The sequence below is a fragment of the Nocardia otitidiscaviarum NBRC 14405 genome, from assembly GCF_000308635.1.
In the GTDB taxonomy this organism is placed as follows: Bacteria; Actinomycetota; Actinomycetes; order Mycobacteriales; family Mycobacteriaceae; genus Nocardia; species Nocardia otitidiscaviarum.
On record NZ_BAGD01000121.1, the window covers coordinates 14,715 to 32,960 of the forward strand.

At 69.1% G+C, this 18,246-nt stretch carries 18 protein-coding genes and 1 pseudogene; 11 read left to right on the forward strand and 8 right to left on the reverse strand.

Features of this window, described 5'->3' with window-relative positions:
• The first annotated feature begins 443 nt into the window (after nt 1-443).
• Together ON31_RS27600 and ON31_RS27605 are read left to right on the forward strand one after the other, a co-directional pair.
• A complete protein-coding gene (locus ON31_RS27600) occupies nt 444-893 on the forward strand; it encodes an SRPBCC family protein (protein WP_029932950.1) in 450 nt (149 codons plus the stop codon).
• A 76-nt stretch (nt 894-969) separates the two neighbouring features.
• Nucleotides 970-1,662: an SIMPL domain-containing protein gene (locus tag ON31_RS27605; RefSeq protein WP_039817794.1), complete on the forward strand. Its 693-nt coding sequence runs from the start codon at nt 970-972 to the stop codon at nt 1,660-1,662.
• 20 nt (nt 1,663-1,682) lie between these two features.
• Here ON31_RS27605 and ON31_RS27610 read toward each other — a convergent pair whose 3' ends face one another.
• Nucleotides 1,683-2,711, reverse strand: a complete 1,029-nt coding sequence (locus tag ON31_RS27610) for a beta-ketoacyl-ACP synthase III (RefSeq protein WP_039817795.1) — start codon at nt 2,709-2,711, stop codon at nt 1,683-1,685.
• Between the two features lie 209 nt (nt 2,712-2,920).
• Here ON31_RS27610 and ON31_RS27615 point away from each other — a divergent pair, with 209 nt between their 5' ends.
• The 3 genes from ON31_RS27615 (at nt 2,921) to pssA (ending at nt 5,023) form a co-directional block, all read left to right on the forward strand.
• Nucleotides 2,921-3,193, forward strand: a complete 273-nt coding sequence (locus ON31_RS27615) for a GlsB/YeaQ/YmgE family stress response membrane protein (protein WP_039817796.1) — start codon at nt 2,921-2,923, stop codon at nt 3,191-3,193.
• Nucleotides 3,194-3,407: 214 nt separating this feature from the next.
• A complete protein-coding gene (locus ON31_RS27620) occupies nt 3,408-4,124 on the forward strand; it encodes a phosphatidylserine decarboxylase (RefSeq protein WP_039817797.1) in 717 nt (238 codons plus the stop codon).
• Nucleotides 4,124-5,023 carry a CDP-diacylglycerol--serine O-phosphatidyltransferase gene (gene pssA, locus ON31_RS27625; RefSeq protein WP_039817799.1) on the forward strand — a complete coding sequence of 300 codons (900 nt, stop codon included), beginning with the start codon at nt 4,124-4,126 and terminating at the stop codon, nt 5,021-5,023. The genes ON31_RS27620 and pssA overlap by 1 nt, the downstream gene beginning before the upstream one ends.
• Nucleotides 5,024-5,086: 63 nt before the next feature.
• On the opposite strand, the gene ON31_RS27630 is transcribed toward pssA, so the two are convergent.
• Complete coding sequence (locus ON31_RS27630; RefSeq protein ID WP_255222278.1) at nt 5,087-6,445, reverse strand: MFS transporter; 1,359 nt, start codon at nt 6,443-6,445, stop codon at nt 5,087-5,089.
• A gap of 105 nt (nt 6,446-6,550) precedes the next feature.
• On the opposite strand from ON31_RS27630, the gene ON31_RS27635 reads away from it, so the two are divergent.
• The 3 genes from ON31_RS27635 (at nt 6,551) to ON31_RS27645 (ending at nt 10,767) form a co-directional block, all read left to right on the forward strand.
• Nucleotides 6,551-6,922, forward strand: coding sequence for an ArsR/SmtB family transcription factor (locus ON31_RS27635; protein ID WP_085996498.1), 372 nt, complete (start codon nt 6,551-6,553; stop codon nt 6,920-6,922).
• 112 nt (nt 6,923-7,034) lie between these two features.
• A complete protein-coding gene (locus ON31_RS27640) occupies nt 7,035-9,236 on the forward strand; it encodes an AAA family ATPase (protein ID WP_255222279.1) in 2,202 nt (733 codons plus the stop codon).
• Between the two features lie 211 nt (nt 9,237-9,447).
• The gene (locus ON31_RS27645; RefSeq protein ID WP_147287008.1) at nt 9,448-10,767 is read left to right on the forward strand and encodes a hypothetical protein; all 1,320 of its coding nucleotides are present in this window, start codon (nt 9,448-9,450) and stop codon (nt 10,765-10,767) included.
• Here ON31_RS27645 and ON31_RS27650 read toward each other — a convergent pair.
• From ON31_RS27650 to napA, 5 genes are all read right to left on the reverse strand, one after another.
• Complete coding sequence (locus ON31_RS27650; RefSeq protein ID WP_255222280.1) at nt 10,689-12,023, reverse strand: DUF5933 domain-containing protein; 1,335 nt, start codon at nt 12,021-12,023, stop codon at nt 10,689-10,691. The genes ON31_RS27645 and ON31_RS27650 overlap by 79 nt on opposite strands.
• Nucleotides 12,024-12,235: 212 nt before the next feature.
• The gene (locus ON31_RS27655) at nt 12,236-13,381 is read right to left on the reverse strand and encodes a glutamate--cysteine ligase (protein ID WP_029932959.1); all 1,146 of its coding nucleotides are present in this window, start codon (nt 13,379-13,381) and stop codon (nt 12,236-12,238) included.
• Nucleotides 13,382-13,394: 13 nt separating this feature from the next.
• Nucleotides 13,395-14,078 (reverse strand): superoxide dismutase[Cu-Zn], encoded by a 684-nt coding sequence (gene sodC, locus ON31_RS27660; RefSeq protein WP_029932960.1) that lies wholly within the window; start codon nt 14,076-14,078, stop codon nt 13,395-13,397.
• A 116-nt stretch (nt 14,079-14,194) separates the two neighbouring features.
• Nucleotides 14,195-14,749, reverse strand: a complete 555-nt coding sequence (locus ON31_RS27665) for a LytR C-terminal domain-containing protein (RefSeq protein WP_039817804.1) — start codon at nt 14,747-14,749, stop codon at nt 14,195-14,197.
• Nucleotides 14,750-14,859: 110 nt separating this feature from the next.
• A complete protein-coding gene (napA, locus tag ON31_RS27670) occupies nt 14,860-15,213 on the reverse strand; it encodes a nucleoid-associated protein NapA (protein WP_029932962.1) in 354 nt (117 codons plus the stop codon).
• A gap of 211 nt (nt 15,214-15,424) precedes the next feature.
• Here napA and ON31_RS27675 point away from each other — a divergent pair, with 211 nt between their 5' ends.
• From ON31_RS27675 to ON31_RS27685, 3 genes are read left to right on the forward strand one after another with little or no spacing between them, the layout of a single operon-like run.
• Nucleotides 15,425-16,015 carry a peptide deformylase gene (locus ON31_RS27675; protein ID WP_039817805.1) on the forward strand — a complete coding sequence of 197 codons (591 nt, stop codon included), beginning with the start codon at nt 15,425-15,427 and terminating at the stop codon, nt 16,013-16,015.
• Nucleotides 16,005-16,943 (forward strand): N-acetylglutamate synthase, CG3035 family, encoded by a 939-nt coding sequence (locus ON31_RS27680; RefSeq protein ID WP_039817808.1) that lies wholly within the window; start codon nt 16,005-16,007, stop codon nt 16,941-16,943. Before ON31_RS27675 ends, ON31_RS27680 begins: the two co-directional genes overlap by 11 nt.
• Nucleotides 16,944-16,999: 56 nt before the next feature.
• The gene (locus tag ON31_RS27685) at nt 17,000-17,815 is read left to right on the forward strand and encodes an exodeoxyribonuclease III (protein ID WP_039817809.1); all 816 of its coding nucleotides are present in this window, start codon (nt 17,000-17,002) and stop codon (nt 17,813-17,815) included.
• Between the two features lie 19 nt (nt 17,816-17,834).
• On the opposite strand, the pseudogene ON31_RS27690 reads toward ON31_RS27685, so the two are convergent.
• Nucleotides 17,835-18,246 (reverse strand): annotated as a pseudogene (locus ON31_RS27690) (hypothetical protein); the annotation flags it as partial.

An 18,246-nucleotide genomic window follows, 5' to 3' on the forward strand; every position in this document is an offset into this window, starting at 1 on the left:
GAGTATGGATGGCGAGGTCAAATGCGGCCGAGTTGTTCGCCACCGGCTCAAATCCGGTGCTGGTGAACCAGATCGAGCTCGGACTGGGTGAGCAATCGTTCCAAGCGCTCCTCGTTCGGCGGCTTGGACCTGGGCGTAGACGTGGATCGCGCTTGTTCGTCGTCGGGGTTGGGAAGCAGGGGGACCCCCTTGTGTGCCTGCTTGCGATGTATGAGCGAGCGCAGATTCACGGCCGATCACCTCACGTTTCGTTCGGGAAGCTGGAGGCAGTGTCTTGCTTCGTCTATAGGACATTGTGCGCCGCTTATTACGGCACTCGCCGCCACCGCACCGGAATGTGATCTAGTTGATTTTCAGTGTTCGGCCACCTGTTCGATTGCGTTCGCCACAGCACCGGGTTCTAGGATTGCTGATACCCCTCGTCACATCTCCCGGAGGCAGCGTTGCCGAAGAATCTCGAAGCCACCATCGACATCGCCGCGGCGCCGGACCAGGTCTGGGCCGTCGTCTCGGATCTGAAGCGGATGCCGGAGTTCAGCCCGCAGTGCGTGCGGATGCAGCCGATCGGCGCGGTCAAGACCGGCACCTGGACCATCAATATCAATCGGGACGGCAACAAGTTCTGGCCCACCACCTCGCGGGTGGTCCGCTACGAGCCCAATCGCGCCATCGCCTTCAAGGTCAACGAGAACCGCACCATCTGGAGCTTCACCCTGGAGCCGACCGACACCGGCACCCGGCTCGTCCAGCGGCGCGACTGCCCCAACGGCACCACCTGGTTCTCCCGCACCTCCATCAATGCCGCCATGGGCGGTGAGCAGCCCTTCGAGGAGGCGCTGGTGCGCGGGATGAACGAGACCCTGGGCAAGATCAAGAACAGCATCGAGCGCTGAGTTTCGCGGCGCCGCCGAGCGCCGGGACTCGCGTTTCTCCCGGCGCGGCGGCGGCGCGGTGCGTAGGTTCGCTGCTATGCGACGAATGACTGTCATCTGCGCCGCGGCCACCGGCGTCGCGCTGCTGCTCACCGGCTGCGGCAGCTCGGGATCAGACAACGACCGCGACGTATCCGTCGTGGGCACCGGGCAGGTTCGAGGCGCGCCCGACGTATTGAACGCCGATCTCGGCGCGCAGGTGAAGGCGGGCGACGTCTCCGCCGCCGTGGACGGCGTGAACGCCAAGGCGAAGGCCATGACGGACGCCATGGTGGAGGCCGGGGTGGCCCGCGAGGACATCCAGACCAGCGAGCTGTCGGTGCAGCCGGAGTACAACTCCGAGGGACGCACCATCACCGGCTACCGCGCCACCAACTCCGTACACGTCGTGGTGCGCGACCTGGACAAGGCGTCGGCGGTGCTCGACGCCGCGGTCGAGGCCGGAGGCAACGACACCCGTATCAGCAATGTGTCGTTCGATCTCTCCGACAATACCAAGCTGCTCGAGGACGCCCGAGCCCGCGCCTTCGCCGACGCCAAATCCCGCGCCCAGCAGTACGCGGACCTGGCCGGGCTGAAACTCGGTGACGTCGAGACGATCACCGAGAACAGCAGCGGCAACTACCCGCCGGGACCGATGCGGGCGGACGCGGCGTCGCCGGAATTCAGCCTCGAGCCGGGACAGCAGACGGTGACGTTCACCGTGAACGTCACCTGGAACCTGAAGTAGGCCGGATCCGCCGAACGCACCTACTTCCAGTTGGGCAGCGTCACGACCTGGGCGGCATAGGACAGGCCCGCGCCGAAGGCGATGAGCAGGGCGGTGCCGCCGGGCTTGGCGTCGCCGTTGCGCAACAGTTGTTCCATGGCCAGCGGGATCGAGGCGGCCGAGGTATTGCCGGTCTCCTCGATGTCATTGGCCAGCGCGCAGCTCTCCGGCAGCTTCAGCACCCGCGCCATGATCTCGATGATCCGGCCGTTGGCCTGGTGCGGGATCATGGCGTCCAGGTCGCCCATCTCGATACCGGCGACCTCCACGGCATCGCGGCACACCTTCTCCAGCGAGTGCGCGGCCCAGCGGAATACCGCCGTGCCCTCCATGGCGAGGTACGGGCGCACCGCGTCGGTGCCCTGTTCGTCGATCTCGCGGAAGAATTCGATCCAGTCCTTGTCCTGCCGGATGGCATGGTGCTGGGTGCCGTCCGAACCCCAGATCGTGGGCGCGATACCGGGTTCTTCGGACGGACCGACCACCACCGCGCCCGCGCCGTCGGCGAACAGGAAGGCGGTGCCCCGGTCCTTGGGGTTGATGGTGTCGGTGAGTTTCTCGACGCCGACCACCAGGACGTGCCGCGCGGTGCCGCCCTTGACCAGATCCGATGCCATGGCGAGCGCGTGGCAGAAGCCGGCGCATCCGGCGGAGACATCGAAGGCGGCGGCCCCGGTGATGCCGAGTTCGGTGGCGACCTGCGGGGCGGCGGCCGGGGTGAGCAGCAGCCAGGTGGAGGTAGCGACGATGACGCAGTCGATCTCGGCGGGCTCGATCTCGGCGGCCTCGATGGCATCGCGTCCGGCCGCCACGCTCATGCTCTTGACGGTCTCGTCGTCCCCGGCGAAGCGGCGGGTCTTGATGCCCGAGCGAGTTCGAATCCATTCGTCACTGGAATCGATCGGTCCCGCGACCTCGTCGTTGGTGACGACCCGGGTCGGGCGGTAGACGCCGAGCCCAAGGATCGCGGTGTGCTCTGCCCCTCGAATCGAGGCCAGTCGAGCCGCCATATTTTTCCCCTTTGCACTGCGCGTCGAGCTGTCCTTCATCCGGTCCCCCACGGTCATGGCCTACACGACGCCGTAGACATGAGGCTTCCTCATATTAATCGGAACATAGTCCTCCGCGAGTGCGTATTCTCACAAACAAGGGGTATTGCCAAGTGAGTCTCGTCGGATACGGCGGGGCTCACACCGTTCCTCGGACAAGGGAGGACAGCATGCTCGGCCTTGGCATCATCGGTTGGATCATTATCGGCGGCATCGCCGGATGGATCGCCAGCAAGATCATGAAAACCGATGCTCAACAGGGCATTCTGCTCAATATCGTCGTAGGCGTGATCGGCGGCCTGCTCGGCGGCTTCATACTCAAGCTCTTCGGAGTGGACGTCGAGGGCGGTGGGCTGATCTTCAGCTTCCTCACCTGCCTCGGCGGCGCGGTCCTCCTACTCTGGCTGGTGAACATGGTGACCAGCCGCCGCGCCGGAGTCTGAGGTCCGGATCACAGGGCACCGGGCGGCCTCGGGCCGCACCGGTGCTCTGCCGTGTGCTCGATCCCGCGCGTGTGCCCGAAACCGGTGCGCCCGTCACGGTCCGGCACGCGTTTTCCGGCCGGTACTCGCCCGAGGACACGAGTGGTGTGCCAGGTTCCCGTAAGGTGTGAGCGCGGTCCCTGACCGCCCCCATCCACGCATGAAAGAGGAGCTTGTGGCCCGCCGTCCCACCCCGCCCGGCACCCCCGAGAGCACCGGCCTCGCCCACGTGGCCGACCTGGTGCGCAATGCGATCCCGCCGCTGCACCCCGCCGGACTGCCGTTCGTGGCGGCCCCGCTGGCGGTGGCCGCGCTCGGATACCGCAAGAAGTGGGTGCGTCGCACGGGGCTCGCGGCCGCCGCGGCCTGCGCCACCTTCTTCCGCCATCCGCACCGGGTGCCGCCGAATCGGGCCGGGGTGGTCGTCGCCCCCGCCGACGGTGAGGTCGCACTGGTCGACACCGCGGTTCCGCCCGCCGAACTGGGGCTCGGCGATGCGCCGCTGCCGCGGGTGAGCATCTTCCTGTCGGTGCTCGACGTGCATGTGCAGCGGGTGCCGGTGAGCGGCGTGGTCACCGAGATCGCCTACAAGAAGGGTGAATTCCGCTCCGCCGACCTGCCCGAGGCCAGCGACGCGAACGAGCGCAACTCCATGGTGCTCGAGACCGAGAACGGTCAGCGGATCGTGGTCGTGCAGATCGCCGGACTGCTGGCGCGGCGCATCGTGTGCGAAGCCCGGGTCGGCGACAAGCTGAATATCGGCGACACCTACGGACTGATCCGCTTCGGCTCCCGCGTGGACACCTACTTCCCCGCCGGGACGCGCCCGCTGGTCACCCCGGGCCAACGCACCATCGGTGCGGAAACGGTGCTGGCCGAACTGGATTCGTGATGGAGCAGCTCGCGCCCGCGCCCGAGAAGGACCGCCGCCGCCGCACCATCCGGCTGCTGCCGTCGATGGTCACCATTCTCGGCCTGTGCTCGGGTCTGTCGGCGGTGAAGTTCGGCATCGAGGGCAAGCTCGGCATCGCGCTGGCCCTGGTCGGCGCGGCCGCCATCTTCGACATGCTGGACGGCCGCATCGCCCGCATGCTGGACGCCACCACCAAGATGGGCGCGGAACTGGATTCGCTGTCCGACGCCATCGCCTTCGGCGTCGCGCCCGCGCTGGTGCTGTACGTGACCTTCCTGCACGCCGACAGCGTGGGCTGGATTCTGGCGCTCATGTTCGCGGTGTGCATGGTGCTGCGGCTGGCCCGGTTCAACACGCTGATGGACGACGACAATCGCCCGGACTGGCAGCGGGAGTACTTCACGGGCGTGCCCGCACCCGCCGGCGCGCTGATCGTGCTGCTGCCCATCGCGCTGGCGGAGCAGTTCGGCGACGGCTGGTGGGTGAGTTTCCCGGCGGTGGCGGTGTGGACGGTCATCACCGGCCTGCTGTGCGTGAGCACGCTGCCGACGCTGGCGATCAAATCGGTGTCGGTCGCCCCGCGCACCGCGCCGATCCTGCTGGTGCTGGTTGCCCTGGCCGCCGCCCTGCTGGTCACCTACCCGCTCATCCTGATGATGGGCCTGGTCGCCATCTACCTCGCGCACATCCCCTTCGCGGTGCGTTCGGCCCGCTGGGTGGCCGCCCGCCCGGAGACCTGGCACCACAAGCCCGCCGAGCGCCGCGCCCAGCGCAAGGCCCAGCGCCGCACCCGCCCCATCGGCCGCGTCTCCTCGGCCCGCCTGCGCCTGCGCCGCCCGGGCACCCGCCAGCGCTACCCGGAGGACGTCAAGTACTGAACGGCCGTGACCGGCCCCGGATCGGAGCCACGCGGTGAGCGACACCGCGTGGCTCCGGCGGATTCAGTCGGTACCCGCCCGCGCGACGAACACGCCACCCGACGCGGCGCAGACCAGCACCACGGCGGCGAAGACGGTTGCCCCCGCGGCGAGTCCGAGTGCGTCGCTGAGATAGCCCGCGCTGACGGGCAGCAGACCCGCCGGGAGATAGCCGCCGACATTGAGGGCCGCATTGGCCTCGGCGAGCCGTCGTGGCGCGATGGCGGCATTGAGCAGTGAGAGACCGCCGAGCTGCCCGAGCCCCTGCCCCGCGCCCGCGCACAACGCCGCGGCCAGCAGAGCGACCACCGACATCAGGTGCACGGCGAGGGCGAGCGCGACCATGGCGCACACGGTGCCCGTCGCGGCCATGAGCATGATGCGCCGCCGCGGCAGCGCCCGGACCGCGAACTGCACCCCGGTGGCGGTCAGGAACATGGCGAAAGCCACTGCGCCGGAGACGATCCGGCTCGTCGTACCCAGCAGATCCGACAGCAGCGCGGGGCCGAGGGACAGGACGAACGAGGTCGCGGTGATACCGGGCGCGAAGACGGCGATGCCGAGTCCGAGCTGCCGTCCGTGCCCGCGCGGCACCCGGGGCACGCGCATCCACGTGCTCGCCTTCGATCGCCCACCAGCGGCACTACCTCGACCAGCGTCCACGGTGGTAGCACTCTTACCAGGAGCGCGCACGGTGACAGCATCCGTGTGGGTCGCGCTCGAATCGCCGGCCGGCGTCCGGACCAGGGGCATGCGGGCGACCACCAGCAGGGCGGTGGCCAGCAGGGCGGCCTCGACCGCGAAAACGGTCACGGTCGGTGCGGGCAGCGTTTCGGAGAGCACACCGGCGAGCAGCGGGCCGAGTCCCGCACCGAACACCATGGCGGTGGACGCCAGCAGGGCCGCGAGCCGGGTGCGCCCGGGCCCGGCGATGTCGGTGACGGCGGCCATCCCCGCGGAGACGGCCGCACCCACGGCGATGCCGGTGAGCAGCCGGGCGATCATGAGCGCCGCGACCGTCGACGCGGTGGCGAACATGAGGCAGGCGGTAAGGGCGAGCAGCAGCGCGGGCACCAGTACCGGCCGCCGTCCGATCCGGTCGGAGGCGACGCCGGAGACCAGCAGGGAGCCGAGCAGACCGGCGATATAGCAGGCGAAGATCACCGTCATGGTGCCGCGCGAGAAGCCGAGATCACGCTGCCACAGCACGTACAGGGGCGTGGCCGCGTTGGACAGCACGAAGACGGCGACGACCGGCCACGCGGCCAGCCAGATCCAGCGCGTGGCGACATCATCCGCGCCGACATCATCCGCGCCGAGGGCTTCCGGTTCCGCGTCTGGATGTCGCGGGGACTTGCGCAGGGTCGTGGACAGGACGACCACCTCCAGTTCTCTTAGTACGAATAGAATCGAACTAGTTCGAATGGAGTCGAACTTAGCATCAAGTACGATCAAACTCGTACAGAGAATCCGAGGAGGGATGCGTCGATGGCGACGATGACGTGGCAGCGGTTCCGCAGGTACACCGAACCCGACGGGCTACCGGCTCCCCTGCCGGAGCCCGCGGTCGAGGAGCTGCGGCTGGAAACCGTGCTGGGCGCGCTGAGCGACCCGCTGCGGCTGTTCATCGTGCGGAAGCTGCTGCTGGAGTCCGAAGGGTTCGACCATCCGTGCGGATGGTTCGGCATCGACCGGCCGAAATCGTCGCTCACCCACCACTTCAAGGCGCTGCGGGCGGCCGGGGTGACGCGACAGCGGCAGTACGGTCTGGAGCGCCGCAGCCAGGTGCGCGTCGACGACCTGGAGCAGCGGTTCCCGGGACTGCTGGCACTGGTCGCCGACTGGACCGCGGCCGAGTAGCCGCGGCCCGCGGACCACTCTCGGTTCCTCAGCAACCGTGTGTGTTTACGGAAGGGGTGCGGGAATTTCCTAGGTGGCCGCGCGGTGCGGTACGGCGGGCACAATGGGGGGCGTGCCTGAACTCGCTTTGACCGCTCGCCTCAATACTTCTGCCGCGGATGCGCGGCGGGGACTGGTGCGATTGCATGCCGAGGCGCTGGCGGCGCTGGGATTGCGGGAGTGGGACGGGATCGCGTTGATGGGGGCGCGGCGGACGGCGGCGGTCGTCGCCGTAGCACCGGCGGGTACGCCCGCGGGGGTGGCGCTGCTGGATGATGTGACGCTGTCGAACGCGGGGGTGCGGGAGAGCGCGACCGTGGTGATCGCGCCGGTGACCGTGTACGGGGCCAAGCAGATCTCGGTGATGGGGTCGGCGTTGGCGGCGGGCACCATTCCCGAGGCGACGCTGCGGCAGGCGCTGCTCGGGAAGGTCGTCACCGTCGGGGACACCGTATCGCTGCTGCCCCGCGACCTGGGGCCGGGAACCAGCACTTCGGCTGCGACACAGGCGCTCTCGCGCACGTTCGGGGTGGCTTGGACCTCCGAGCTGTTGACGGTGACCGCGACCGACCCGTCGCCGGGTCCGGTGAGCGTGCAGCCCAACAGCGCGGTGGTGTGGGGGCCGGGGGTGGCGGCCACCGATCGGCCGCTGTCCATCAGCGATGGTGGTGCGGACTACGGACGGATGCCGCAGACCGGTCCGGCCCCGGTGATTCCGGTAGCCGATCTGGCCGGGGTGCAGACGCAGGCGGCCAAGCTCACCGAATGGCTCAACCTCGCCCTGGACGAGCCGGAGCTGCTCAAAACCCTTGGCGCCCCGGCACATCTCGGTGTGCTCGTCTCGGGCCCGGCCGGGGTGGGCAAGGCGGCGCTGGCGCGGGCGGTGTGCGCGCAGCGGCGAGTGGTGGAGTTGGACGGCCCGTCGGTCGGGGCGACCGAGAGCGGCACTCGGCTGCGCGAGGTGGGGATGGCGGTCGCCGAACTCTGTTCGGGCGCGGGCGGTGTGCTGCTCATCACCGATATCGACGCCCTGCTGCCCGCCGATGCGGATCCGGTCGCCACCCTGATTCTCGACCAGTTGCGGGCGGCGGTGGCCACGCCCGCGGTGGCGCTGCTGGCGACCACGGCCCATCCGGGCGATGTGGACCCGCGGCTGCGCGCACCCGATCTGTGCGATCGCGAGCTGGCGTTGCCGCTGCCGACCGCCGCGGTGCGCACCGCCCTGCTCGAACAGCTGCTGCGCAAGGTGCCGACCGACGGCCTGAAACTCGACGAGATCGCAGCGCGCACACCCGGTTTCGTGGTGGCGGATCTGGCCGCGCTGGTCCGGGAGGCGGCGCTGCGGGCAGCGTCGCGGGCCAGCCGCGAACAGTCCGATCCGGTGCTGGTGCAGGACGATCTGGCCGGTGCGCTGGAGGTGATCCGGCCGCTGTCGCGCTCCGGGTCGGAGGAGCTGGCCATCGGCAGCCTGAGCCTCGACGATGTGGGCGATATGAAGGAGACCAAACAGGCGCTCACCGAGGCGGTGCTGTGGCCGCTGCGGCATCCGGATTCCTTCGCCCGCCTCGGCATCGACCCGCCGCGCGGGGTGCTGCTGTACGGTCCGCCCGGCTGCGGCAAAACCTTCCTCGTCCGTGCGTTGGCCGGAACCGGCCAGCTGAGCGTGCAGGCGGTGAAGGGCGCCGAACTCATGGACAAGTGGGTCGGCTCCTCCGAGCGAGCGGTACGGGAGCTGTTCCAGCGCGCCCGCGACTCCGCCCCGGCGCTCATCTTCTTGGACGAGATCGATTCCCTCGCGCCCCGCCGCGGCCAGAGCAGCGATTCGGGCGTGACCGACCGGGTGGTGGCGGCGCTGCTCACCGAGATGGACGGCGTGGAACCGCTGCGCGACGTGGTGGTGGTCGGCGCGACCAACCGCCCCGACCTCATCGATCCGGCGCTGACCCGGCCCGGCCGCCTGGAGAGGCTGGTCTTCGTACCGCCGCCGGACGCCGCCGCCCGCGCCGAAATCCTGCGCACGGCGGCAAAATCCGTACCGCTGGCACCCGATGTCGAGCTGCGCGCCCTGGCCGCCGAGCTGGACGGCTACTCCGCCGCCGACTGCGCGGCCCTGCTCCGGGAGGCGGCGCTGGCCGCCATGCGCCGCGATGTGCTGGCCGCCGATGTGACCTCGGCCGACATCATGGCCGCCCGCGCGGCCGTGCGGCCGTCGCTGGATCCCCTCCAGGTGGAATCGCTGCGCCGCTTCGCCGCCCAGCGCGCCTCCGCGGGCTGAGGCGTCGCGGTCTCGGGCACGTCCCGAGAATTGACAGCCGCCCCCGCATGGATATCGAGGTTGAACGCTATACCGGCCCCGCGCCACATCGATGGAATTCACCCAGCTAACAATTTCGTCAGGGCGAGTCGGAGTGGTACGTAGCCCGCACAAAGGTAATTTCAGCCTGGTGAAGGCGTATCAGATAGCGGCCGAAACTATCACTGCGCTGGTGGCGGCAATGGTTGCCGGACTGTCGCTGGCTATGCCTATCGACTTCGCCTGGACCTCACAGACCTCGGCGCTGGAACTGGATCTGCTCGTCTACAGCCTGCCCCGGGCGATCGCGGCGGGCGCGCTCGCGGCGCTGATCACCGCGGTGCTCATCACCACTCTGAGCAGCATCGTCACCGCGTGGGCCACCGCGCTGGCGGGGCTGGTGGTGCTGCTGGCCAATCACACCGTCGGGCAGAGCAACTCCGGGACGGCCTCGCTGTCCACCATGAATTTCATCGATTCTCTGGCGGGCGGGGTGGCGTTGGGCGCACTCGGTGCGGCGGTGCTGCATCATCGGCTGCCGGCTTACGGGTGGACGCTCGGCGCACTCGCCAGCATTCTGCTCGGCTCGGTGAATCCGCTCCCGAATGTGGCCGGTTCGTTGAACGAATCCGTACCGTCGGCGAATTGGCAGTCGATGGATATGCCGCCCACCTGGATGATCGTGGTGGCGGTGGCACTGGTGACCATGAGCACCCTGGCCAATCGCAAACGCCGACCGGCGGAACGGCCGTCGATCGAATTGCCGATGACCCCGATCCTGGCGGGCGTGGTGCTGGTGCTGGTGTTCCTGTTCAGCGCCGAATGGCTGGCCCGCCACGGCGGCAGCGTCGCCGATATCGGCGTCGCGGTGGTGGCGGTGGTGGGCGGCGCGATCATCGCCACCATGCTGCTGCCGGGCCGCGACGGCGCCCTGGTGCTGGTGGCGGTGGCGATCAGCGCGGTGGGCAGCGCCACCATCGCGGCCTCGGTGCCCGCCTGGTCGATTCCGCTGCTGGTGATCGTGACGGCGCTGGGCCTGTACGCGGGTTCGCGCCGCGCCGCGCCCATGGCCTGCCTGGTGATCCTGCTGGCGCTGGCGGTGTTCACGGCGATCACCGCCGATACCGAGAGCTCGCTGCTGATCATGACCGGCACCGTCGTGCTGGCGTGGACCAGCGGCTTCGGCCTGGCCTCGGCCGCGCCGCGCTATGTGCCGAACCGGGTGCTGGGCACGGTCATGCTCTATGTGCCCTCGGCGGTGCTCGGTCTGCGTGACTACGTCTCACGCGGGCATTACGCGCTGCGGGAGAGTCCGGACGATCCGGTGCTGTGCACGGTGACCACCCAGGACACCTCCGCCCCGGCGTGGACGGCCTTCATCATCACGGTGGGCTGCCTGCTCGGTTGGCTGCTGCTGCGCGGCAGCCGTCCGGTCTACGAGCGCGCGGTCGCGGATTCCGATGCGGGCGAGGATGATTCGGACGGCCCGGAGGAGCCGAACCAGGTGCGGTAGTAGGCGGTGACATAGGCCGCGAACAGGCCGAGCAGCACCGCGCCCGCCGCCACCGGGTACTCGGCCATGACGACGGCCAGGTACCGGTAGCTCAGCAGCAGCCCGATCAGCAGTACCGCGCCGCCGCCGACGAGCCGGATGCGGAATCGGCCCCAGCCCCGCTCGGGCGCCCGCAGCGCGGATTCGACGGTCAGGCACAGCACCGCACCGGCGACGAGGTCGACCCCGTAGTGGTAGCCGAAGCCGAGCGTCGCGGTGAGCGTGGCGACCAGCCAGAAGGTGCCGCCCCAGCGCAACCAGCGCGGCGCGGGCGCGCCGTCGACGTCCCGGCGCGAATGCAGAAAGACCGCCAGTGCCCAGGCGGTGTGCATGGAGGGCATGCAGTTGCGCGGCGTCACCTCGTCGAACGGCAGCGGCGCGGGGGTCGGGTCGATGGGCGGCACCAGTTGCGGCCAGTAGTTGCCCAGCTGTAGTCCGTGGCCGTCGGGTCCGTAGGCGAACATCGGCCCGACCACCGGGAAGAACACGTAGACGACCGGACCCACCAGGCCCAGCACCAGGAAGGTGCGCACCAGGTAGTGCCGGGGCCACACCCGCTCGGTGACCACGCCGCGCAGCTGCCAGGCCGCGACCGCCATGGCGGCCACCGGCAGTTCGATGTACACCCAGTGCAGTACCGCGTATCCGACCGGTCCGAGCGCCTCCACCACCCGGCCCAGCACCCAGGACGGGTCGCCGAGTGCGTGGTCGGCCAGCACCAGGTAGGGGTCGAGCACATTCGGCCCGGCCAGCACGGTGATGTGCAGCCAGACGTCGCCGACCTTGGTGGCCAGGATCAGCAGTGCGCCCAGCGCGGTCGCGCGCAGTGCGGTGGTGTACGGCGTGCTGTCGGTGCCGTCCGTCCGCGCCCATCGCCAGCCCAGGGCCGCGGCGACGCCCATGGCGGTGAGCACGATGGTGGGACCGTTGCCGAGGGCGAACGGCCCGTCGCCCAGCAGGCGCGCGGCGGCGAAGACGGTGTCGATCGCGATGGCCGATCCGAGCGCGATGCCGCGCCATTTCCAGTTCAGCCCCACCAGCGCCAGGGCCAGTCCCGCCCACGGCACGGAGATGGATTTGGGTGTCCCGGCGTAGTCGCGCCACAGACTCGCGAGCGGGCCTTCGAACCCGCGGTGGCCGGCGACGACCTGCAAGACGATCAGCAGGGCGGGGACGGCGGCGATGGCCGCGCCGAGCGCGATCCGGCGACCGGACATCCATTCCCGACCTCCGTGCCCCGGCAGCGTGGAATCGGAGCGCGGGTCGTCGAGTAGCACGACGACCATAGTAAACATCGCGTGAACACGATCCGCGACGCAGTTGAACGCCCGACAAGCGGCCGGGTTCCGGGCCGCCGCAGGGCGGAGGAGGGTGCGGTGGCCACCCGCCCGGCCCCGACTACAGCCGGGCCCGTTCGAGGCGGTCCCGGCTACTGATCGAGTTCCTTGACCAGCGAGTCCACCACCGCGACCAGGTCGCCCTGCGCGGCCGCGGCCACCCGGCGCTGCCGCTGATAGGAGGCTCCCCGCTTCGGGATCTCCGCGACCATGGCGAGCTCGTTCTCGCAGCCGAGGCTCTTGGCGGTCGGTTCGAGCCGGTTCAGCAGCTCGGTCAGGTCGTCGGTGACGAGGCGCTCATTGCTGTCGGCATCGGTGATGATGATGGCGTCGAGCCCGTAGCGGGCGGCGCGCCATTTGTTCTCCTGCACATGCCACGGCGGAATGGTGGGCAGGGTTTCCCCGGATTCGACGCGGCGGTCCAGGTCGACGATGAGGCAGTGGATGAGCGACACCAGCGCCGCCAGTTCGGTGCGGGTCGGGGTGCCGTCGCAGACCCGCACCTCGATGGTCCCCCACTTCGGAGCGGGCCGGATATCCCAGTGCATCCCGCCGAGCTGTTCGAACACGCCGGTCTTCATCTGGTCGTGTACGAACCCCTCGAACTGCCGCCAGTTCTCGAATTGGAAGGGCAGTCCGGCGGTGGGCAGCTGCTGGAACATGAGCGCCCGGTTGCTGGCGTAGCCGGTGTCGACCCCGGCCCACATGGGCGAGGACGCGGAGAGCGCCAGCAGGTGCGGATACGACAGCAGCAGCGTGTTGAGGATCGGGAAGACCTTGTCCGGGTGCGAGACGCCCACGTGCACGTGCACGCCCCAGATGAGCATCTGGCGGCCCCACCACTGGGTGCGCTCGATGAGCTCGTCGTAGTGGGGGGTGCGGGTGAGCTGCTGGCTGGACCACTGCGCGAACGGGTGGGTGCCCGCACAGAACAGGTCGACCCCGAGCGGGTCGGCGGCCCGGCGCACGGCGGTCATGGTGTCGGACAGTTCGTCCAGCACCTCGCCGACGGTGTCGTGCTTGCCGCTGACGATCTCGACCGTATTGCGCAGCAGTTCCTTGGTGATCTGCGGGGTGCCGTCCCAGGCGCGCATATCCCCGCAGGCGTCGAAGACCGCCGCGGCTTTGCTGGAGAGGTCGCGCGTGTGCTTGTCGACGAGCGCGACCTCCCACTCCACGCCGAGCGTGGGCCGGGGCGATGAGTTGAAGGGAACCTTCGCGATATCTGCCCCGCCCATGGCTCTCCTGTAGTTATCCGATGACGCCGCAGGCGACCCGGCCGCCCGCGTCGCCGGTCGCCAGCGTCTCGGCGTCCGGTCCGCTGCCGCCCGGGTGGTTGTAGCGGCTGGGGATGTTGCCGAAGTTGTCGGCTCCGGCGTGGATCATCAGGGCCTTGCCCTTGATGTCGTCCAGCGTGACCTTGTCGGTGGTGGTGACGAGCTTCGCGCTGCCGTCCTCGAGCACCTCGAGCGAGGTCAGGTCACCGCTCATGGGACGGGCGTTCTGGTCGCCGACCTGGAGGTGGCCACCGGCGGAGAGGAAGGCGCCGGCGGGGCCGCCGGTGGGCGCGGTGGAGTTGGGTTCACACTTGCCGAACTGGTGGATGTGCATGCCGTGGAAGCCGGGCTCGAGGCCGTGCGCTTCGACGGTGAGTTCGAGGTGGTTGCCCGTCTTACCGAAGGTGGCGGTGCCGACGGTGTTGCCGTTGACATCCTTCAGCTGCGCGCTGACCGATTCGGTGGGCGGGGTGGCGGTTCCGTGCCCGGTGTCCGCGCCGCCCGCCGGGGCGGGCGAGCTGGTGAACACCGGCGGCGTGGTCCCCTGGACGTCGCTCGACTCCTGGCTGTTGGTGCAGGCCACCAGGCCGAAGGCCGCGACGGCCAGCACCGGGGTCACAGTCCGCCAAGACGGGCGACGAGTTGTGGACGGGGCCATCGGGGAACTCCTTATCGTGTACCGAGTTTACGGGTACAGCACTGCGGACAGGTTTCGTACCGGACAAGATGATGCCAGAGACATGGTGTTGTCCCGTGCAGGGGCCGGGCGGTCGTTCAGTTGCGGGTCACGATGACGATGACTCCCGCCGGGGAGTCCGCGATACCGGGGAAACGCGGTTCGGCGGTGGCGCCGAGTTCGGCCGCGATGGCCATGGCCGCCGCCCGCTCACCTGCCGAACTGCCGTAGTACACCGTGGTTTTCGGGATCACGCCGCTGGCGTAGTTGCCGGTTTCGGCAATGCTCCAGCCGCTCTCCTGGAGCTGGCTCGCGGTGCTCGCGGCCAGACCCTGGATATCGCTGTTGTTGTACACCCGCACCGGGACCGATTTGTCGACGGCGGCCGTCGTCGTGGTGGTCGTGGTCGGCGCGAGGGTGGTGGTCGGCGCGTCCGCGGTCGTGGTGGTGGCGGGCGCCGGCGTATTCGCCTGTGTCGCCACAACACTCGCGGTCGTGGTGGCCTCCGGACCGGACGCGCTGTCCGTGCCCTCCGAATCCGAACTCGACAGCGACATCGCGCCGAGACCCGCGAATACGATGGCCAGCGCGATCAGCACCATGGCCAGCGCCCGCAGCGGCGGGCCGCCGGACGGCGAATTCGGGTTACTCACGGCCCCGAGCCTAATCCCACGTGCCGCTGGGACGCCGTATCACACCGCGATTGAGTGCCGAAACACCCGAAAATCCCTGGGTTGCCGGTATCGCGCGCATACCCGTCTCGTCAGATCTGGAAGCCGAGGCGGCGCGCCGCCCGCTGCTTCTGCCGACTGGCCCGCAGTCGCCGCAGGCGCTTGACCAGCATGGGGTCGGCCGCCAGGGCTTCGGGCTTGTCCACCACGGCGTTCAACACCTGGTAGTACCGGGTGGGAGAGAGGCCGAACAGCTCGCGAATGGCCTCTTCCTTGACACCGGCGTACTTCCACCACTGCCGCTCGAACCCGAGAATCTCGAGCTCCCGGCGGGAAAGGCCATGGGCCCCATCCTCGTCGGGCTGCGCGGCGTTCACCGCGATCTCATCGCTCGCGGAAGGGCTGTCCTCGCTTGCGGAGATGTTCCGTGCCGCTGCGCCGTCCATGATGCTCCCTCGCCGAGTTGTCACCAGACGAAAATGGTGCTTGTCTCCTCGCCGATCATTCAACCACGCGACGCAGACTTGTCAGTGCGTACCGCTCGGCGTGTTCGCGACACGGAAGCCCGGCGTGTTGAGGTTGAACAGTCAACGCTTCACAAGTGCCGCGCGCAGGTCAGCGCACTGGTGCCGGAACGCACCCAGTAGGCTCTCGACCATGGCTATCCTCCCGATCGTGATCGTCGGTGACCCGGTTCTGCACAACCCGACGAACCCGGTGACCGAGTCCCCGGAGGAATTGGCGACGCTGATCGCGGACATGTACGAGACCATGGACGCCGCCAATGGCGTGGGTTTGGCCGCCAATCAGGTAGGGGTGGCCAAACGGCTGTTCGTCTACGACTGCCCGGACGAGTTCCCGGACGGCACCGTCAAGCGCCGCCGCGGCTGCGTGATCAACCCGGTGCTGGAGACCTCCGCACTGCCGGAGACCATGCCGGACCCGGACGACGACGAGGAAGGCTGCCTGTCCGTGCCGGGCGAGCAGTTCCCCACCGGCCGCGCCGAATGGGCGCGCGTCACCGGCACCGACGAGCACGGCGAACCGGTGGACATCGAGGGCAAGGGCTTCTTCGCCCGCATGCTCCAGCACGAGACCGGACATCTGGACGGCTTCCTGTACGTGGACGTGCTGATCGGCCGCAATGCCCGCGCGGCCAAGAAGGCCATCAAGCGCAACGGTTGGGGCACACCGGGTTTGACCTGGGTTCCGGGCACGGTGCCGGACCCGTTCGGGCATGACGACTGATCCCGGCACACCTGCGGTCGGTCGCCGGGTGGTGGTGCGCTACCGCCTGCCCGAGGGCTATCCACAGCCGCTGACCGATGTGATCGGTGAACTCCTCGCGGTCGACCCGGTGACCGTGCGCACCGCCGACGGCGAGGTGACGCGGATCGCACCCGACCGCGTGGTGGCATGGAAGGCGTTGGGCGCGCGGCCGATTCGCACCAAGGAGATCCGCGCGCTGGAGGGGGCCGCCGCCGACGGCTGGCCCGGTCTGCAGCGCACCTGGATCGACGGCTGGCTGGTACGCGCCGGTGCGGACTACACCAATCGCGCGAATTCGGCCGTGCCACTGGGCAGTTCGGGGCAGCCCGCGGTGTCGTCGGCGGAAACGCTGCACCGCATCGGCGAGTGGTACACCGCACACGGGCTGCCGCTGCGACTGCTGTTGCCGGATCGCCTCGCCACGGTGCCGCCGGACTGGCGCACCTGGAACGAGACTGCGGTCCTGGCCGTCGATATCGCGAATATGACGCTGCCGCAGGGCCCGTCGATGGTGCGGATCGACCCCATGCCCGGCGACGCCTGGCTGGCGGCCCACCGCGGCGACGCCGAGACAGCACCCGACGTGGAGGTGCTGACCGCCATTCGGGAAGGTGAACTGGGTTTCGCCACACTGGGTTTGCCGACGCCGCTGGCCATCGGCCGCGGCGCGATCACCACCGCCCCCGACGGTCGCCGCTGGATCGGCCTGACCTGCGTGGGGGTGGCCGCGGAGCATCGGCGGCACGGATTGGGCACACTGGTGTGCGCGGAGCTGATCCGCTGGGGACAGGCCCGCGGTGCGACGCACGCCTACGTGCAGGTGGCGGTCGAGAACACAGCGGCCCTGTCCATGTACGGGCAGCTGGGCTTCATCGACCATCACCGGTACCGCTACGCGGCGCCCTGAACCGTCACCGGTCGGCGGACGCCCGACCGTGCCGATATTCGATCGAAAGGTTTTTCGTGCGGCTCGCGACCTGGAACGTGAATTCGATTCGCTCCCGCGTGGATCGGGTGCTGTCCTGGCTGGATCGCGCCGATGTGGACGTGCTGGCCATGCAGGAGACCAAATGCAAGGACGAGCAGTTCCCGTTCGAGCGGTTCGAGGCGGCCGGATACGAGGTCGCGCATGTGGGGCACAGTCAGTGGAACGGGGTGGCCATCGCCTCCCGGGTGGGGCTCGACGATGTCGAGATCGGTTTCCCGCACCAGCCCGGTTTCGACAAGAACGCCGACGAGGCGCTGCTGAGCACGCCGGTGGTGGAGGCGCGGGCGCTCGGCGCGACCTGCGGTGGGGTGCGGGTGTGGAGCCTGTACGTGCCCAACGGCCGCACACTGACCGATCCGCACTACGCGTACAAGCTGGAGTGGCTGGCGGCGCTGCGTGCCGCGGGCACCGACTGGCTCACCGCCGATCCGGGAGCGCAGATCGCGCTGGTGGGCGACTGGAATATCGCGCCCACCGACGCCGATGTGTGGTCGCCGGAGTTCTTCGAGGGCAAAACCCATGTGTCGCAGCCGGAACGGGACGCCTTCCACGCCTTCGACAGCGCCGGATTCACCGATGTGATGCGGCCGCTGCACCCCGGGCCGGGCGTCTACACCTACTGGGACTACACCCAGCTGCGCTTCCCGCGCAAGGAGGGCATGCGCATCGACTTCATCCTCGGCTCCCCCGCGCTGTCGGCCCGGGTGACGGATGCGAACGTGGACCGCGAGGAGCGCAAGGGCAAGGGCGCGAGCGATCACGCCCCGGTGTTCGCCGATCTGACGGACTGAGCCGTGGCCACGCCGGAAGTCATTCGGCGGGGCGGGTTTTGATGGCGTCGCGGGAGATGAACACGTTGTAGGTGCCCGGGGTGGCGATGACGGCGTTGCCGTAGGCCGAGCGGACGAACGGGTCGGTGTACCAGCTCTGGGACTTCATATCGTCGAAGAAGTCGCCGTCGCCGCCATTGAGGAAGATGTGGTTCTGCTTGGTGGCGACGCCGTCGAGTCGCTGGCCGTAGAGCCGGGTGACCTTGTAGCCGGAGTTGAAGCCGAGTGCGTTGACCCACGGCTCGAGCTCGACGATATTGGCCTGCAACACCCAGAGGTCGCCCTCCACCTGGTAGTTCAGCCGCTGATCCTCGTGCCCCTCATCGCCGTAGAGGGTGAGCTCCACATTCATCATGTGCTCCTCCCCCGCCACCGGCGTGGCGACGATATGC

Excerpts from the sequence above, each read along its gene's own strand:
- pssA (WP_039817799.1), top strand. The coding sequence starts at position 4,124 with ATGGAGCAGCTCGCGCCCGCGCCCGAGAAGGACCGCCGCCGCCGCACC.
- napA (WP_029932962.1), bottom strand. The coding sequence starts at position 15,213 with ATGGACGGCGCAGCGGCACGGAACATCTCCGCAAGCGAGGACAGCCCT.
- sodC (WP_029932960.1), bottom strand. The coding sequence starts at position 14,078 with ATGGCCCCGTCCACAACTCGTCGCCCGTCTTGGCGGACTGTGACCCCG.
- ON31_RS27605 (WP_039817794.1), top strand. The coding sequence starts at position 970 with ATGCGACGAATGACTGTCATCTGCGCCGCGGCCACCGGCGTCGCGCTG.
- ON31_RS27615 (WP_039817796.1), top strand. The coding sequence starts at position 2,921 with ATGCTCGGCCTTGGCATCATCGGTTGGATCATTATCGGCGGCATCGCC.
- ON31_RS27610 (WP_039817795.1), bottom strand. The coding sequence starts at position 2,711 with ATGGCGGCTCGACTGGCCTCGATTCGAGGGGCAGAGCACACCGCGATC.
- ON31_RS27675 (WP_039817805.1), top strand. The coding sequence starts at position 15,425 with ATGGCTATCCTCCCGATCGTGATCGTCGGTGACCCGGTTCTGCACAAC.
- ON31_RS27680 (WP_039817808.1), top strand. The coding sequence starts at position 16,005 with ATGACGACTGATCCCGGCACACCTGCGGTCGGTCGCCGGGTGGTGGTG.
- ON31_RS27650 (WP_255222280.1), bottom strand. The coding sequence starts at position 12,023 with ATGTCCGGTCGCCGGATCGCGCTCGGCGCGGCCATCGCCGCCGTCCCC.
- ON31_RS27655 (WP_029932959.1), bottom strand. The coding sequence starts at position 13,381 with ATGGGCGGGGCAGATATCGCGAAGGTTCCCTTCAACTCATCGCCCCGG.
- ON31_RS27635 (WP_085996498.1), top strand. The coding sequence starts at position 6,551 with ATGGCGACGATGACGTGGCAGCGGTTCCGCAGGTACACCGAACCCGAC.